Annotated in this window: 14 protein-coding genes; 13 read left to right on the forward strand and 1 reads right to left on the reverse strand. The window is 63.0% G+C overall.

The genetic code is table 11. The features are described from left to right. Positions 1 to 17 precede the first annotated feature (17 nt). The 9 genes from ACF8FB_RS18555 to xerC all read left to right on the forward strand — a co-directional run bounded on the left by ACF8FB_RS18555 (position 18) and on the right by xerC (position 12,644). Positions 18 to 1,559, forward strand: a complete 1,542-nt coding sequence (locus tag ACF8FB_RS18555; protein ID WP_060488914.1) for a UxaA family hydrolase — start codon at positions 18 to 20, stop codon at positions 1,557 to 1,559. 35 nt (positions 1,560 to 1,594) lie between these two features. After that, on the forward strand, positions 1,595 to 2,653 hold the full coding sequence (locus ACF8FB_RS18560) for an Ldh family oxidoreductase (RefSeq protein ID WP_392509713.1): 1,059 nt from the start codon (positions 1,595 to 1,597) through the stop codon (positions 2,651 to 2,653). A gap of 20 nt (positions 2,654 to 2,673) precedes the next feature. Further along, positions 2,674 to 3,891, forward strand: a complete 1,218-nt coding sequence (locus ACF8FB_RS18565; protein WP_392509714.1) for a fumarylacetoacetate hydrolase family protein — start codon at positions 2,674 to 2,676, stop codon at positions 3,889 to 3,891. Positions 3,892 to 3,990: 99 nt separating this feature from the next. Beyond that, positions 3,991 to 5,298: an MFS transporter gene (locus tag ACF8FB_RS18570; protein WP_350298821.1), complete on the forward strand. Its 1,308-nt coding sequence runs from the start codon at positions 3,991 to 3,993 to the stop codon at positions 5,296 to 5,298. Positions 5,299 to 5,423: 125 nt separating this feature from the next. Further along, on the forward strand, positions 5,424 to 7,073 hold the full coding sequence (locus ACF8FB_RS18575; protein ID WP_392509715.1) for a VRR-NUC domain-containing protein: 1,650 nt from the start codon (positions 5,424 to 5,426) through the stop codon (positions 7,071 to 7,073). Further along, positions 7,070 to 9,331 (forward strand): ATP-dependent DNA helicase, encoded by a 2,262-nt coding sequence (locus ACF8FB_RS18580; RefSeq protein WP_392509716.1) that lies wholly within the window; start codon positions 7,070 to 7,072, stop codon positions 9,329 to 9,331. Before ACF8FB_RS18575 ends, ACF8FB_RS18580 begins: the two co-directional genes overlap by 4 nt. 209 nt (positions 9,332 to 9,540) lie before the next feature. Continuing rightward, on the forward strand, positions 9,541 to 10,947 hold the full coding sequence (locus ACF8FB_RS18585) for a PAAR domain-containing protein (RefSeq protein WP_392509717.1): 1,407 nt from the start codon (positions 9,541 to 9,543) through the stop codon (positions 10,945 to 10,947). Then, complete coding sequence (locus tag ACF8FB_RS18590) at positions 10,937 to 11,335, forward strand: hypothetical protein (RefSeq protein ID WP_392509718.1); 399 nt, start codon at positions 10,937 to 10,939, stop codon at positions 11,333 to 11,335. Before ACF8FB_RS18585 ends, ACF8FB_RS18590 begins: the two co-directional genes overlap by 11 nt. A gap of 394 nt (positions 11,336 to 11,729) precedes the next feature. Beyond that, a complete protein-coding gene (gene xerC / locus ACF8FB_RS18595; RefSeq protein WP_004576552.1) occupies positions 11,730 to 12,644 on the forward strand; it encodes a tyrosine recombinase XerC in 915 nt (304 codons plus the stop codon). Positions 12,645 to 12,882: 238 nt separating this feature from the next. Here xerC and ACF8FB_RS18600 read toward each other — a convergent pair whose 3' ends face one another. Further along, a complete protein-coding gene (locus ACF8FB_RS18600) occupies positions 12,883 to 13,035 on the reverse strand; it encodes a hypothetical protein (RefSeq protein ID WP_392509723.1) in 153 nt (50 codons plus the stop codon). Here ACF8FB_RS18600 and ACF8FB_RS18605 point away from each other — a divergent pair. The 4 genes from ACF8FB_RS18605 to ureC are packed head-to-tail and all read left to right on the forward strand — an operon-like array spanning position 12,985 to position 16,104. Continuing rightward, the gene (locus ACF8FB_RS18605) at positions 12,985 to 13,755 is read left to right on the forward strand and encodes an urease accessory protein UreD (RefSeq protein WP_392509722.1); all 771 of its coding nucleotides are present in this window, start codon (positions 12,985 to 12,987) and stop codon (positions 13,753 to 13,755) included. The genes ACF8FB_RS18600 and ACF8FB_RS18605 overlap by 51 nt on opposite strands. 9 nt (positions 13,756 to 13,764) lie before the next feature. Beyond that, a complete protein-coding gene (locus ACF8FB_RS18610) occupies positions 13,765 to 14,067 on the forward strand; it encodes an urease subunit gamma (RefSeq protein ID WP_003253929.1) in 303 nt (100 codons plus the stop codon). Between the two features lie 19 nt (positions 14,068 to 14,086). Continuing rightward, positions 14,087 to 14,404 carry an urease subunit beta gene (locus ACF8FB_RS18615; protein WP_010953752.1) on the forward strand — a complete coding sequence of 106 codons (318 nt, stop codon included), beginning with the start codon at positions 14,087 to 14,089 and terminating at the stop codon, positions 14,402 to 14,404. Continuing rightward, positions 14,401 to 16,104, forward strand: a complete 1,704-nt coding sequence (ureC, locus tag ACF8FB_RS18620) for an urease subunit alpha (protein ID WP_392511659.1) — start codon at positions 14,401 to 14,403, stop codon at positions 16,102 to 16,104. The genes ACF8FB_RS18615 and ureC overlap by 4 nt, the downstream gene beginning before the upstream one ends. Positions 16,105 to 16,112 lie beyond the last annotated feature (8 nt).

The following is a 16,112-nucleotide window of genomic DNA, read 5'->3' on the forward strand; positions in this document are numbered from 1 at the left end:
CCGCCCTGAGAGGTCCCATGCAACTGATTGCCAAATCCGGTGACCCCGCCGTCATCCGCCTCAACCCTTTGGACAACGTCGTCATCGCCCGCCAGGCCCTGCTGCCAGGCGTGCGCCTGGATGCCGAGGCGATTACCGTGCGCCAACCCATCCCTTCAGGCCACAAGCTCGCCACCGAGCCTGTGGCGCAGGGCCAGCCGTTGCGCCGTTACGGGCAGATCATCGGATTTGCGTCCCAGGCGATCGACGCTGGCGACCATGTGCATGTGCACAACGTGCAGATGGGCGATTTTGCCCGCGACTATGCGTTTGGTGTCGATACCCGCAGCCTGCCAGGCAGCGCCGCGCAGTTCCAGGGCATCGTGCGCGCCGATGGCCGTGTCGCCACCCGCAACTACATCGGCATTCTCACCTCGGTGAACTGTTCGGCGACCGTGGCCCGGGCCGTGGCCGACCATTTCCGCCGTGACATTCACCCCGAGGTGCTGGCCGACTACCCGAATGTCGACGGTGTGGTCGCCCTGACCCACAGTGCCGGTTGCGCAGTCGACCCGAGCGGTGAAGCCCTGGGCCTGTTGCGCCGCACCCTGGCCGGGTACGCCGTCCACCCCAACTTCGCTGCCGTGCTGATCATCGGCCTGGGCTGCGAAACCAACCAGATCGAAACCCTGCTGGAAACCCAGGGCCTGCAGGCGAGTGCGCAACTGCGCGCCTTTACCATCCAAGGGATCGGGGGCACTTCGAAAACCATCGCTGCCGGTATCGCCCAGGTCAAGGCGCTGTTGGCCGAGGCCAATCAGGTACGGCGCCAGCCGGTCAGTGCCCGCCACCTGGTGGTCGGCCTGCAGTGCGGCGGCTCAGATGGCTATTCGGGGATTACCGCCAACCCGGCACTGGGCAATGCCGTTGACCGCCTGGTGGCCGCCGGTGGTACCGCCATTCTCTCCGAAACCCCGGAAATCTATGGTGCCGAGCACTTGCTCACGCGCCGCGCGGTAAGCCGTGAGGTGGGGGAGAAGCTGGTGGCGCGCATTCGCTGGTGGGAAGACTACTGCCAGCGTATGAACGCCGAATTGAACAACAACCCCTCGGCCGGCAACAAGGCAGGGGGGCTGACCACTATCCTCGAGAAATCCCTGGGCGCAGTGGCCAAGGCAGGCTCCAGCAACCTGGTCGATGTGTATCAGTACGCGCAAGCCGTGCGTGCCCAGGGCCTGGTGTTCATGGACACCCCCGGCTACGACCCGGTCTCGGCCACCGGTCAGGTGGCCGGCGGGGCCAACCTGATCGCCTTCACCACCGGCCGCGGCTCGGCCTACGGCTGTGCCCCGGCGCCATCGATCAAGCTGGCAACCAACAACCGGGTGTTCGAGCACCAGCAAGAGGACATGGACGTCAATTGCGGCGGCATCGCCGATGGCTCCACCAGCATCGAGGAGCGCGGCGCATTCATCTTCGAGCAGATGCTGCGCATTGCCTCCGGGGAACGCAGCAAGAGCGAACAGCACGGCTACGGGCAAAACGAGTTCGTCCCGTGGCAGATCGGCGCCGTGACCTGATCGACCGCTCCCGTCCCATTTGCGAGGCAACTGCAATGATTCAAACCACACTGTACAACGTGCAAGCGCTTACCACGTTTGTCGAGCAACTGTTCATGAAAGCCGGAGCCGACGTGGACGTCGCCCAGGTAGTGACCCGGGTGTTGCTAGAAGGCGAGCTGCTCGGCCACCGTACCCATGGCCTCAACCTGGTCAGCCGCTACATCGACGGCATGCTCAGCGGCCAGGTCAAGGCCCGCGCGCAGGCGCTGGAACAGGTCGCCGACAGTGGTGTTTCCAGCCTGTTCGACGGCCACTACGTGTTGGGGCCCTATTGCGTCAGCCGGGCACTGGATTGCGCGGCCGCGGGCGCGATCAAGCAGGGCATCGGTATTGCGGTAGTACGCCGCGCTGCCCATATCGGCTGCCTGGCCGCCTACCTCAAGCCATACACCGACCAAGGGTTGCTGGCCATGGTCTACTCGTCGGATCCGTCGGTGGGGTTGGTCTGTGCTCATGGTGGCATCGACCCGGTGTACACCCCCAACCCGATTGCTGCCGGTATCCCGACCCAGGGTGAGCCGATCCTGCTGGATGTCAGCATGTCCACCGTCACCCTCGGCCTGGTCGGCCAATGCCGCGATGCCGGCCGGCGTCTGCCGCACCCTGTGCTGGTGAGCAATGACGGGCAGCTCAGCGATGACCCGGGCGATTTCTTTACCCGCCCGCAAGGCAGCATCCTGCCGCTCGGCGGCCAGGCCTTTGGCCACAAAGGTTTTGCCCTTGCGCTGTTGGTCGAAGCCCTCACCTCGGGGCTGGCCGGCCATGGGCGCAAGGATGCACCGGATCAGTGGGGCGCCTCGGCCACTGCGCTGGTGATTGACCCGCGCATGTTCGGCGGCCTGGAGGCGTTCCTCGACGAAACCAGCTTCCTGGGGGGATTGGTTCTGGCAAGCCGCCCGCTCGACCCCGAACGCCCGGTACGCCTGCCCGGGCAAGCAGGCCTTGCCCTGCGTCGCCAGGCCGTGGAGCAGGGCGTGAGCCTTTCGCCGCAGTTGATAGCCGACCTTGAGCGCGTGGCTGGGCAGTTGCAACTGCCGGGACTTTTCCAATGATGCACAGCAAGGGAACACAGATGACTGATCGAACGAACGCCAATCAACCGCGACCACTGAGCCATGATGCCAGCGTTTTCGACCGTGGCAGCTGGGTAGGGCGCGTCTGGTTGCCGGAGCAGGGGCCGGCGGTGGTGCTGGTGAAAGCCGGCGCCGTCTACGATATCAGCACCCACGTGGCGACCGTCTCGGCGCTGCTGGAAGTGGACGATCCGGTGGCCTACCTGCGTGCCTTGCCGCTGGCCGAACCCTTGATTGCACTGCCGGCATTGCTGGGCAACAGCGATCCCACACGGCGCACCCCGCACCAGCCCTGGTTGCTGGCGCCGATCGACCTGCAAGCGGTGAAGGCCGCTGGTGTGACCTTCGCCACCAGCCTGCTGGAGCGTGTGGTAGAAGAACAGGCCAAGGGCGACCCGGCCAAGGCCGACGCCATCCGTGACACCCTGGCCAGCCGCATCGGCGCCGACCTGTCGCAGATTGTGCCCGGCTCGGCTCAGGCCGAAGCGCTGCGCAAGGTGCTGGTAGAGCAGGGCCTGTGGTCACAGTACCTGGAGGTGGGTATAGGCCCGGATGCCGAAGTGTTCACCAAGGCCCAACCGCTGTCTGCGGTTGGCCACGGCGCCGACATCGGCATCCACCCCAAGTCCAGCTGGAACAACCCAGAGCCGGAAGTGGTGCTGGCCGTGTCGAGCAATGGCAGCATCAAGGGCGCCATGCTCGGCAACGACGTCAACCTGCGTGACTTCGAAGGGCGTAGCGCGTTGCTGCTGTCCAAGGCCAAGGACAACAACGCTTCCACTGCACTGGGCCCGCTGCTGCGGTTGTTCGACGAAAGCTTCGGCCTGGACGATGTGCGTGCTGCCGAGGTGGACCTGCGGGTGGAAGGCGAGGACGGCTTTATCCTCTCCGGGCGCAGTTCCATGCGCCAGATCAGCCGTGACCCGCAAGACCTGGTGCAGCAAACCCTCAACGAAAACCACCAGTACCCTGACGGCCTGGTGCTGTTCCTCGGTACCCTGTTCGCCCCCAAGCAGGACCGCGATCAGCCGGGTAACGGTTTTACCCACAAACCGGGAGACGTGGTGAGCATCAGCAACCCGCAACTGGGTACCCTGTGCAACCGCGTGACCACCAGCGATCTGGCACCGCAGTGGGACTTCGGCCTGCGCGCGTTGATCGACAACCTCGGCCGGCGTGGCCTGCTGGAGGTCGCGGCCACCGCCCGCCAGCTTTGAACGGCTCGCTGCGTCAGGGAGGGGCGCAGCATCATCGAGGGATCGTCAAGGCGCTGACAGCGCGGCAACAATAATAATAAAGGTCATCACATGAACCCAATGAAGAAGTACCAGCGCATTACCGTCGTGTTCCTGCTGCTGATCGGCATCGTCAACTACCTGGACCGTAGTGCGCTGTCGATCGCCAACACCTCCATCCAGAAAGACATGATGATCAGCCCGTCGCAGATGGGCATCCTGTTGTCGGCGTTTTCCATTGCCTATGCCTTTGCCCAGTTGCCAATGGGCATGATCATCGACCGCCTGGGCAGCAAGATCGCCCTCGGCGCGTCGTTGCTGGGCTGGTCGGTTGCCCAGGCGGCGTTTGGCATGGTCAACAGTTTTGCCGGTTTCATGGGTCTGCGGGTGTTGCTGGGGATTGGCGAGGCGCCGATGTTCCCATCGGCGGCCAAAGCATTGTCAGAGTGGTTCGACGCCAACGAGCGCGGCACCCCGACCGGTGTGGTCTGGTCGTCGACCTGTCTTGGCCCCTGCCTGGCGCCGCCGTTGCTGACGCTGTTCATGGTCAACTTTGGCTGGCGCGGCATGTTCATCATTACCGGCGTGATCGGCGTGGTACTGGCGCTGTGCTGGCTGACCTTCTACAAGAGCAAGGCCCGTTTTCTGGCAGAGCTTGCCGCCGAAGGCAAACCGCTGCCGAGTGAGCGCCAGGCTGCGGCCGCCGCTGCAACCGCGCCGAAGGCTTCGTACTTTGCCGGCTGGCTTGATCTGTTCAAGCACCGCAGTACCTGGGGCGCGGTGTTGGGTTTCATGGGGGTGATCTACATGCTCTGGCTGCACCTGACCTGGCTGCCGGGCTACTTCGAGCGCGAGCATGGCCTGGACCTGTACAAGACCGCCTGGGTGGTGTCGCTGGCGTATGGCTTCGGTGCGGCGGGTACCATCGTTGCCGGGCGCTTCTGTGACTGGCTGGTAAGGCGTGGCATGAGCGTGCTGGGCAGCCGCAAGTTCAGTGTCATCACTGGCCTGGTGCTGGCAGCGCTGTTCACCTTGCCACTGTCGTTCGTCACCGGCCTGACGGGGTGCATCATGCTGCTTTGCCTGGCGCTGTTCAGCATCAATATGGCCAGTGCCACCGCCTGGATGATCGTCAACACCATTGTCGACAGCCAGCGCGTGGCCTCGTTTGGCTCGATCCAGAACTTCGGCGGTTACATCGCAGGCTCGGTGGCACCGATCGTGACGGGCTTCAGCATCCAGTACTCGGGCTCGTTCACCACAGCGTTCATGATCAGCGCGGTGGTGGCGCTGTGCTCGGCGGTGGCGTACTTCCTGCTGCTACAGGCACCCATTGGCAGTGCCAAGGTCGAGGCGGGCGGGATGGCTGGCGCAACTGAACAGGCGTGAACGCTACGGGGGCTGCAGTGCAGCCCCTGAACCCTTGGTTGATCGTGAGGCGACCCGCGGCGCTTGTCATGGAGGGGTATCTGTATGTATAAACAGTGCCTGTTGCCGCAAGCTGACCTCCGCCCGTGATCGCCCATTCCGTCGACGACCCGTTCTACTACCTGCATAACTTCCGCCAGGTCGTGCTGTGGGTCGAACAGCGCTACCAGGACCTGCTGGATGACCAGGAACTGGCCTTCATCCGTGCCTTCAGTCAACTGCAAGCGCCAGCCCAGGCCTTGATGGTGCGCATGGTGATGCGCAAAGGCGAGTTGTTTCGCAGCGATCGGCTCGACTACGCCGAAATCGGCGATACTGCGCTGGCGCTGCAGCCGTTGCTGGCCCTCGGCTGGGTACGGGAGCCCGAGCAACTGGACCTTGAGCAGCTGTTCGCGTTGCTGCGCAAGGAAGAACTGGCCCGCTGCTTCGCCCGGCAACTGAACCGCCCGCGCGCGGCCAAGCATGAGTTGTTGGCACAGCTGCAACCCCTGGCGCTGGCAGCCCGGTCACTGGTCGAATGGTTTCCTGACAGCGATGTGCGCATCCTCCAGTGGTGCCTGCAACCTTTGTGCGACCGCATACGCCTGCTGTTTTTCGGCAACCTGTACCAGGACTGGTCAGACTTCGTCCTCGCCGACCTGGGCTTGCTGCGTTACGAGCAGGTGCCGTTCAGCCCTGATTCGCGTGCCTTGCAGCAACGTGACGATGTCGACCTGGCCATGGCGCTGCACCATTGCGCCGAGCGCCTGGAGCAGGGCGGCGACCCCCTGCCGATCCTTGCCACCCTGCAGGGCCTGCACAGCAGCAACCCCTGGCTGGCCCGGCGCCATGCGCGGCTGCAATTCGCCGTGGGCCAACAATGCGAGCGGCTGGGTGAATGGGACCTGGCCACGGCGGTGTATGCGCAATGCAACCATCCCCAGGCGCGCATTCGCCAGGTGAGGGTGCTGGAGCGCAGCGAACAGTGGCACCAGGCCCATGCACGGGCGTTGCAACTGGCAGCGGCACCTGCCAATGCGCTGGAGGAGCAGGCGCTGCAACGCATGCTGCCACGCCTGGCGCGCAAGCTCGGCGGCCCGCCACAGCGGCGCCAGCGCACCACGCCGCTGGAACTGATAGAGCTCGAACTGCCCCGCGGGGACGCTGCGCTGGGCGTTGAAGAAGCCGTGCGTCAGCACCTGATGCAAGAGGGGGGGCAGGCGCATTACGTGGAGAACACGCTGTTCAACAGCCTGTTTGGCCTGTTGTGCTGGGAGGCCATCTTCGCCCCGGTGCCCGGCGCATTTTTCAACCCGTTCCAGGCCGCGCCACAGGACCTGCACGACAGCGACTTCCAGCAGCGGCGCAGTGCGCTGTTCGAACGCTGCCTCGGGCGGCTCGACGAGGGTAGCCATCGCCAGGCGATTCTCGACTGCTACGTGGCCAAACAGGGATTGCAGTCGCCGTTCGTGTCCTGGTCCATGCTCAGCGAGGAACTGCTGGAGCAGGCCTTGGCGTGCCTGCCGGCCGCAGCGCTCAAGCAATGTTTCCTGCGCCTGTTGCAGGACATTCGCAGCAACCGTGCCGGCATGCCCGACCTGATTCAGTTCTGGCCCGAGCAGGGCCGTTATCGCATGGTCGAGGTCAAGGGGCCCGGTGACCGCCTGCAGGACAACCAACTGCGCTGGCTGGAGTTCTGCAGGCAACACGGCCTGCCGGTCGCGGTGTGCCACGTGCGCTGGAGCGAAACACCTTGAGCTACAGCGTAGCGGTGCGCGCCTTGTGTGAGTTCAGCGCCAAGGTCGGCGACCTGGACCTGCGCTTCACGCCATCGCCCACCGCCCAGGAGGGTATCGAAGGGCATCAGCGGGTGGTGGCACGGCGGGCTGCTGGCTACGAGTCGGAAATCGCCCTTGAAGGCCAGTTCGAAACCCTCAGGGTGCGGGGCCGTGCCGACGGATATGACCCTGCCAGCAATCGTCTGGAAGAGATCAAGACGCACCGTGGCGATCTGGCGCGTCAACCGGCCAATCACCGTCAGTTGCACTGGGCACAGGCCAAGGTCTATGGCTGGTTGATGTGCCAGGCACGACAACTGCCGGCCATCGAGGTGGCGCTGGTGTACCTCGACGTGGACAGCGACGGCCAGACGCTATTCACGGAGCACTGTTCGGCTGCCGAGTTGCAGGCCTTCTTCGAAACCCAGTGCCAGCGCTTTCTGGGCTGGGCCCGATGGCAGCAACGACGCTTGGCCGAACGTGACCAAGGCCTGCTGGCGCTGAGTTTCCCCTACCCACAGTTCCGAAAGGGCCAGCGGCAGTTGGCTGAAACCTTGTACAAGGCGGTGAGCACCGGTCGTTGCCTGATGGCCCAGGCCAGCACCGGCATTGGCAAAACCCTTGGTACCTTGTTCCCGCTGCTCAAGGCCATGGTGCCGCAGCAGCTGGACAAGCTGTTTTTTCTCACCGCCAAGACACCAGGCCGGGCACTCGCCCTGGATGCCCTGCGCCAGATCACCGATGCCACGCCGCAACCTGCCCTGCGCACACTGGAGCTGATCGCTCGCGACAAAGCCTGTGAATACCCGGACAAGGCCTGTCATGGTGAGTCCTGCCCATTGGCTGCAGGCTTCTACGACCGTTTGCCGGCTGCGCGCGAGGCTGCGGCAGCACTGCCGTTGCTCGACCGCGCCAACCTGCGTGAAGTGGCTTTGGCGCACCAGGTGTGCCCGTACTACCTGGGCCAGGAGATGGCGCGCTGGGCCGACGTGCTGGTCGCTGACTACAACTACTACTTCGATGCGCATGCTTTGCTGTTCGGCCTGACCCAGCTCAACCAGTGGCGAGTGGCAGTACTGGTGGACGAAGCGCATAACCTGGTCGAGCGGGGGCGCGGCATGTACAGCGCCAGCCTTGACCAGGGCCAGCTGCTGGCGTTGCGCCAGAGCAAACCGCCTGGACTGGACAGCGCGCTGGACCGCCTGAACAGGCAGTGGAACGCGCTGTATAAAGAGCAGCGTGCGCCGTACCAGGCCAGCGAGTCGCTGCCCGAAGGCCTGCTGCGCGCCCTGCAGCAGTGCGTCGGGGTGATTCAGGAACAGATGAACCAGGCACCCACGCACATCGACCCCCAGGTGTTGCAGTTCTACTATCAGGCCTTGCAGTTCTGCCGGGTTGCCGAGCTGTTCGACGAGCATTTTCTGTTCGACATCAGCCAGCGCCAGGGCCCGCGCAAGCGGCGGCTGGCCACGCTGTGCCTGCGCAATGTCACCCCGGCGCGGCTGCTGGCACCACGCATGCAGGCGGCGCGCAGTGTGACGCTGTTTTCCGCCACGTTGAGCCCGCGGCACTTCTACAGCGACCTGCTGGGCATGCCAGCCGATACCGCCTGGCTGGACGTGGCCGCGCCGTTCCGTGCCGAACAGCTGGAAGTGCGCATTGCCAGCCAGGTGTCCACCCGTTACCAGCAGCGCCAAGCCTCCCTGGCGCCGATCGTTGACCTGATTGCCCGGCAGTATGAGCGCATGCCGGGTAACTACTTGGCGTTCTTCAGCAGCTTCGAATACCTGCAACAGGTGGCAGGGCTGTTGGCCGAGCAGCATGGGCAGATTCCGCTGTGGTCACAGGAGCCGGGCATGGACGAGGCGGCCCGCCAGGCATTTCTCGATCGCTTTGTCGCCGATGGCCGAGGTGTGGGCTTTGCAGTATTGGGCGGCGCTTTCGGCGAAGGGGTGGATTTGCCCGGCACGCGGCTGATTGGCGCGTTTGTCGCCACCCTGGGGCTGCCTCAGGTCAACCCGGTCAACGAGCAGTTCAAACAGCGCCTGGGGCGGCAATTTGGCGCGGGTTTCGATTACGCATATCTCTACCCGGGCGTGCGCAAGGTGATCCAGGCGGCGGGCCGGGTTATTCGGGGTGACCAGGACCGTGGCGTACTGGTGCTGATTGACGAACGCTTCGCCGAGCCCCGGGTGCAGCAGATGTTTCCAGGGTGGTGGGCGGCGGCTATTGTCTAGCGGTACTTTGGTCTTGGGTGATCAGCCGTCATCAGGCATAAAATTACTTATGCTGCCGGGATACTAAGTATTGCCATTTGGAAACATCATTTAATAAACATACGTTTGGAATAATTTGTAGGAATTATCTAAATTTCGACTGATAACGATTGAGTTCCCCTTGCTGGTGTTAGGTTTTCCAACCTGAACTATGCTTAGGGGACTTGCAGATGCGCGTCAATCTAGAGGGAAAAGGCCAGGCAGTCGATGGCGATGTGACCACAACGGGTGCTGTTTGTATTGCAACGGGGGCCGGGTATCTCGACGAAGGCCGAATGGTACTTCGAGAAGGTGACCACACCACAGCTTGTCCTCTTTGTGGGCAAGAGGGAACGGTAGTCGAAGGTGTGGATCACTTTATTTCCGATGGCCAGCGGGTGGCCATGGACGGGGCGCTGGTTGTATGTGGCTGTTCGCCAGGCAGCAACCGGGTGGTTGCGCCGTTGTCCGCAGCACCACCGGCCAGGAAGCCCATTGCAGGGCGTGCCCAAAACCACTTTGCTGGGCCGTCAAACGCTGACTACCCCGAACGTTTTTCCCAACCTGTAGCAAGTGCATTGCCCGGTACCCTGGAGCCCGGCTTCTACATAATTCCTCGACACATGTCGTTTCCACAGGTGCTGCTGCAATTGGCCGAGCACGATGCCATGTTACCGATCTCCCGGTTACAGCGGCTTAACCCGACATTTGCGCAAGGTTTCAAGGCAGGGGAAGTCTTTGTGATCGGTGATCCTGATAATGGAGATGCCTGCACCCGCGAGGAAGGTCAGTTGATGGCAGCAGCGCAGCATGCGCGGCGTGCACTGGAGGTGCTCGACTACGCCGAAGCGGATTTCATGATGCAGCACCAGGCCGAAATCGCCGGCTTGCTCAGCAACGCCAGCCTGTCCATGGGCGTGGGCAAGGATATGCTGGATCAAGGTTTGAAGCAGGTGAGTCATACCTTGACCAGTATCGAACATTTGCACCAGCGAGAGTTCATGCGCCACGGTCATCTGAACAGCCCTGGCTTCTTCGCTGAGCGGCGGCGGCTTCTGCGGCAACTGGATGGACAGTTGAAAACAGCATTTCTGAACAAACAGTTGAATCTTGGGAACTATGAACGTCTGAGGAAGAGCTTGAAGATATCCACCAAGAGCCTCGTGCACCACTGGTCGAAAGCGGGCGGGCCAAGTCAGATCCCGGGTTATGCAACACATTTAGATAAGGTGGCGACGCTTGGAAAGTACTTGAAGTATGGTGGTTACGCTGCAGTTGGGCTCGGAGGTACTTCATCTTATGTAAAAGTTCAGGAGGTTTGCCGGGCTGGTGAGACAGAGGCGTGCAAAAAAATCCGAATGACAGAGGCGGGTAGTTTTGCCGGTAGCCTTGGCTTAAGTACGCTCGTTTCCACGGGAGCTGGATTAGCCGCCGGGACGTTGTGTGCAGCTTTTGCGATTGGGACCGGAGGAGTCAGCGTTCCGGTGTGTGGGATTCTTCTGGTCGGAGCGGGTGGGGCCGCAGGTAGTCTCGTTGGGGAGGAGCTTGGTCAGAAGGCGGGTGAATTTATCTACGAGGCTACAAGTGATGGACGTTAACGATTGGCCGATATTAGCGAAGCTACTATTGGTATTAGGGCCATTTGTCATTGGATTGCCTGGCCCGGCCATCCTTGCCTTTCTTGTATTAAGGAAAGATTACGATGTTGCATGCTCGGCGATTCAGAGTAATCCCTACCTTGAATCCATGAAACAGGCGTGTGATGGGCGACGATTCAAGTGGCGCTGGATGCTGATGTGCATGGTTGCTGGGTTGATAACATTCCCACAATTGGCGCTGCATAGAGGTAAGCTGGATCCTGAAGAGTTAAGGCGTTTTCCTCCGAGGCTCAAGTTCAAGTTGGTGCTTTCGGCGTGGCTAACACTGTTCGGTTGTGTTTGGATGATTGTTGCTTATGCCCTCGTTGGTCTTTCGAAATTGAGATAGATACATTGCAAGTCTCATCAGCATTTTGGGGGGCTCTTCCGCATGTCGCAACGGCTGCAAAGTCGCGCCAATAACTTCCCTGTGCTGCAGAGATCGTTAGGGCCGCTTGGCGGCCCTGTCCCGACACCAGGCCGCTCTTGGCTGTATTAACCGGGCATTTCGTCTGCCCGGGGCTGCGGCAGGGTCGGCAGGTTCGTTCAATAAGCTGCAATTGGGGTAAGATCACGATCCGTGCCAGTCGCAAAGCCCTTGAATATCAAGGTGATGGCACTTCTCAGGGTCCGAATGACACGCGCGTATTGCGGTCATTCAGACTGGCTTGTATGTCGTTTTGACTTGCTTCAGGGTTTGCCTGGTTCAGTGCCGGCTGACGCTTCGCTACAGGATTCACGTTTTGTCCGACCTCTCGAAAAATCCGCTGCTGCAGTACATGGCCCGTCTGGCCCCATCCAGCCAGCAAACCATGCGCTACATTCTTCAGGACGCCGCCGACCGGCTAGGTTTTGTCGACTGCAACATTGTCGATGTGCCTTGGCATCGGCTCGAGCCGGGCCATGTGATTGCACTGGTGGCTGCCCTGCGTGCCGACGGCTACGCGCCCAACAGCTCGTCGCTGTACGTCAACGCGATTCGCGGGGTGATGAACGAGGCCTGGCGTCAGGGCCTGATCGACCACGAGCAGCTGTTGCGTATTCGCGAGGTCAAGCCCGCCACGGGCAGCCGCCTGCCGCCAGGGCGCAACCTGCGCCGCAGCCTGATCCGCGAGCTGATGGATGTGTGCGCCGCCGACCCGCGGCCACAGGGGGTACGTGATGCTGCGATCATTGCCTTGCTGTACGGCACCGGCATGCGCAAGTCGGAGTCGGTCGACATCGACCTCGACCAGGTCGACTTCGAGGCGCGCAGCCTGCAGGTAGTGGGCAAGGGCAACCACCAGCTGGTCAAGTACGCACCGCCGTGGGCGTTCGAGAAGCTGCAGGCCTGGCTTGAACTGCGCCGCCAGGACCTGCCTGCCGGGGCGGAAGATGACCCGTTCCTGTTCAACCGCATCCGTCGCGGCAACCACATTACCCGGGCACGCATTACCAAGCATGCGATCTACTACATTGCCCGCCAGCGCGGCGCGCAGGTGGGGGTGAAGATCATGCCGCACGATTTTCGCCGGGCATTCATTACCCGGGTGATCGAAGAGCACGACCTGTCGATTGCGCAGAAGCTGGCGCACCATGCCAATATCCAGACTACGGCCATCTATGACCGGCGTGATGACAACGAGCGTCGGCGTGCCGTGGACCGCTTCGATTACTGAGGCTTGATATTGTGGGGCTCAACGCAGCCCCATTTTCACGTATGCCGGCACCGAAACAGGGCCGATACACGCCCCTGCTTTGTGCGCCATTGCCCCGCATGCCCGATGCCAGAGCGGGCACTGCACAGGTTTCATCATCGTTCACCTGCGAAGTTGGCCCGCAACCTGCTATATCCAGCCTGCGAATTTGATCGAGTGGTCAGGCCGAGCGCGCTAGCAGGCGCCCGCGCCGGACCCTCTAAACGGCCAGCAGGCCACGGATTTCAGGGGCCGCAGGATGTCGCTCGCGGAGCAGATCGAACAACAGCAAGACGATGCGGGCTGGAGTGCTCACCTGCAGTTGCGCTTTGTCCAGCGTGGCGGCGTGACCCGCCTTGGTGCGTGGAAGCATTTCGGACCTCTTTTGGTGCAGCGGCCTTTCTATCCTGAAGGTGCGCCGTGCCATGTCTATGTCCTGCACCCGCCAGGCGGTATCGTCGCCGGCGACCGCCTGGAACTGGACATTCACCTGGAGCCGGGTAGCCACGCGCTGCTGACCATGCCCGGCGCCAGCAAGTTCTACCGAAGCATTGGCCCGACCGCGCGGTTGACCCAACGCTTCCACATGGCCGCGGGCAGCACCCTGGAGTGGCTGCCGCAGGACAGCATCTTCTTCTCCGGCGCCCGCGCCAGCCTCGCCAGCCGTTTTACCCTCGAGCCGGGCGCCCGCCTGCTGGCCTGGGAAACCCTGTGCCTGGGCCGTCCGGTCATGCACGAGCGTTTCGACCACGGCGCCCTCGACAGCCTTTTGCACATCGAACTGCCTGACGAGGTTGGCCTGCATGAGCGCCTGCGTCTCGAAGGCGGGCACCTGGGCAAGCTGGGTGGGCACCCGCTACTCGCCACCTTCTGCGCCGCACCTGCCAATCAGGCCGTGCTGGAGCAGGTTCGCCCGCTACTCGATGAACTGGGCAACCCGGCCGGTGCGACCCTGCTCGGGTCGTTGCTGGTGATCCGGGTGCTCGACCATGACAACCAACACCTGCAACGCACCCTGCAACGCCTGTGGCATGTGCTGCGCCCGGCCATCCTCGGCCTGCCAGCCTGCCCACCGCGTATCTGGGCTACCTGAGAGAGCACCATGGAGCTTACCCCGAGAGAGAAAGACAAACTGCTGCTGTTCACTGCCGCGCTGCTGGCGGAGCGGCGGCTGGCCCGTGGCCTGAAGCTCAACTACCCGGAGGCCGTGGCGCTGATCAGTGCCGCGGTGCTCGAAGGCGCCCGCGATGGCCGCACAGTCGCCGAACTGATGAGCCTGGGGCGTGAAGTGCTGACCCGTGAGCAGGTGATGCCCGGTATCGCTGAAATGCTTCACGACGTGCAGGTCGAAGCGACCTTCCCGGATGGCACCAAGTTGGTGACCGTGCATGACCCCATCGTCTGAAACCGCCAAGGAGCGTCGCATGATCCCAGGTGAAATCCAGGTCGCCGCGGGCGACATCGAGTTGAACAGTGGCCGGGAAACGGTCAGCGTCAGTGTGGCCAACCATGGCGACCGGCCGGTGCAGGTCGGCTCGCACTACCACTTCTATGAAGTCAACGACGCGCTGGTGTTCGACCGGGCGCCCACCCTGGGCTTTCGCCTGGACATCCCGGCCGGCACTGCCGTGCGCTTCGAGCCGGGTCAGGCGCGTACCGTGCAACTGGTGGCTTACGCCGGCAAGCGTGAGGTCTATGGTTTTCAGGGCAAGGTGATGGGCGCGCTGGAGGGCAGGGCATGAGCCGTATTTCCCGTCGGGCCTATGCCGACATGTTCGGGCCCACTGTTGGCGACCGCGTGCGCCTGGCCGACACTGCGCTATGGGTGGAGGTCGAGAAAGACTTCACGATCTACGGCGAGGAGGTGAAGTTCGGCGGCGGCAAGGTCATTCGCGATGGCATGGGGCAGGGCCAGATGCTGGCGGCCGAGGCCATGGACCTGGTGTTGACCAATGCGCTGATCATCGACCACTGGGGCATCGTCAAGGCCGACATCGGCATCAAGCATGGACGCATCGCGGTGATCGGCAAGGCCGGCAACCCCGATGTGCAGCCGGGCGTGAACGTGCCGGTCGGGCCAGGGACCGAGGTGATCGCGGCCGAGGGCAAGATCGTCACCGCCGGTGGTGTCGATTCGCATATCCACTTCATTTGCCCACAGCAGGTGGACGAGGCATTGAACAGCGGTGTCACCACGTTCATCGGCGGTGGGACCGGGCCGGCCACTGGCACCAATGCCACCACCTGCACGCCCGGCCCCTGGTACCTTGCGCGCATGTTGCAGGCTGCCGACAGCTTGCCGATCAACATCGGGCTGCTGGGCAAGGGCAATGCCTCGCGGCCGGACGCGCTGCGCGAGCAGATTGCCGCAGGCGCTGTCGGGCTCAAGCTGCATGAAGACTGGGGCTCTACGCCAGCAGCCATCGACTGTTGCCTGGGCGTGGCCGAGGAAATGGATATCCAGGTGGCAATTCACACCGACACCCTCAACGAGTCGGGCTGTATCGAAGACACGTTGGCGGCCATCGGCGACCGCACCATCCACACCTTCCATACCGAAGGTGCCGGTGGCGGCCATGCCCCGGACATCATCCGTGCGGCGGGGCAGGCCAACGTGCTGCCATCCTCGACCAACCCGACCCTGCCTTACACGATCAACACCGTGGACGAGCACCTGGACATGCTCATGGTCTGTCACCACCTGGACCCGAGCATCGCCGAGGACGTGGCCTTCGCCGAGTCACGCATTCGCCGCGAAACCATCGCTGCCGAAGACATCCTCCACGACATGGGCGCCTTTGCCATGACCTCGTCCGACTCCCAGGCCATGGGCCGGGTTGGCGAGGTGGTGCTGCGCACCTGGCAGGTGGCGCACCAGATGAAGCTGCGTCGCGGGCCGCTGGCACCGGACACCCCGTACAGCGACAACTTCCGGGTCAAGCGCTACATCGCCAAGTACACCATCAACCCGGCACTCACCCATGGCATCGGTCACGAAGTGGGCTCGGTGGAGGTCGGCAAGCTGGCCGACCTGGTGCTGTGGTCGCCAGCGTTCTTTGCGGTCAAGCCGGCCCTGGTGCTCAAGGGCGGGATGATCGTCACCGCGCCCATGGGCGACATCAACGGCTCCATACCCACCCCCCAGCCGGTGCACTATCGGCCGATGTTCGGCGCGCTGGGTGCGGCGCGGCATGCCACACGCATGACATTCCTGCCCCAGGCGGCAATGGACCGCGGGCTGGCCGAGGAGCTGAACCTGCGCAGCCTGATTGGCGTGGTCAACGGTTGCCGGCGGGTACGCAAGCCGGACATGGTCCACAACACCCTGCAGCCGCTGATCGAAGTCGATGCGCAGACCTATCAGGTGCGTGCCGATGGCGAACTGCTGGTCTGCGAACCGGCCAGCGAACTGCCGCTGGCCCAGCGCTATTTCCTGTTCTGAGGAGCACA

It is taken from the genome of Pseudomonas sp. yb_2 (genome assembly GCF_043103905.1).
GTDB classification, from domain to species: domain Bacteria; phylum Pseudomonadota; class Gammaproteobacteria; order Pseudomonadales; family Pseudomonadaceae; genus Aquipseudomonas; species Aquipseudomonas alloputida.

Bases quoted from the DNA above. Each gene is read 5' to 3' on its own strand.
- ACF8FB_RS18555 (WP_060488914.1), top strand. From the start codon at position 18: ATGCAACTGATTGCCAAATCCGGTGACCCCGCCGTCATCCGCCTCAAC.
- ACF8FB_RS18560 (WP_392509713.1), top strand. From the start codon at position 1,595: ATGATTCAAACCACACTGTACAACGTGCAAGCGCTTACCACGTTTGTC.
- ACF8FB_RS18565 (WP_392509714.1), top strand. From the start codon at position 2,674: ATGACTGATCGAACGAACGCCAATCAACCGCGACCACTGAGCCATGAT.
- ACF8FB_RS18570 (WP_350298821.1), top strand. From the start codon at position 3,991: ATGAAGAAGTACCAGCGCATTACCGTCGTGTTCCTGCTGCTGATCGGC.
- ACF8FB_RS18585 (WP_392509717.1), top strand. From the start codon at position 9,541: ATGCGCGTCAATCTAGAGGGAAAAGGCCAGGCAGTCGATGGCGATGTG.
- ACF8FB_RS18590 (WP_392509718.1), top strand. From the start codon at position 10,937: ATGGACGTTAACGATTGGCCGATATTAGCGAAGCTACTATTGGTATTA.
- ACF8FB_RS18600 (WP_392509723.1), bottom strand. From the start codon at position 13,035: ATGCTTCCACGCACCAAGGCGGGTCACGCCGCCACGCTGGACAAAGCG.
- ACF8FB_RS18610 (WP_003253929.1), top strand. From the start codon at position 13,765: ATGGAGCTTACCCCGAGAGAGAAAGACAAACTGCTGCTGTTCACTGCC.
- ACF8FB_RS18615 (WP_010953752.1), top strand. From the start codon at position 14,087: ATGATCCCAGGTGAAATCCAGGTCGCCGCGGGCGACATCGAGTTGAAC.
- ureC (WP_392511659.1), top strand. From the start codon at position 14,401: ATGAGCCGTATTTCCCGTCGGGCCTATGCCGACATGTTCGGGCCCACT.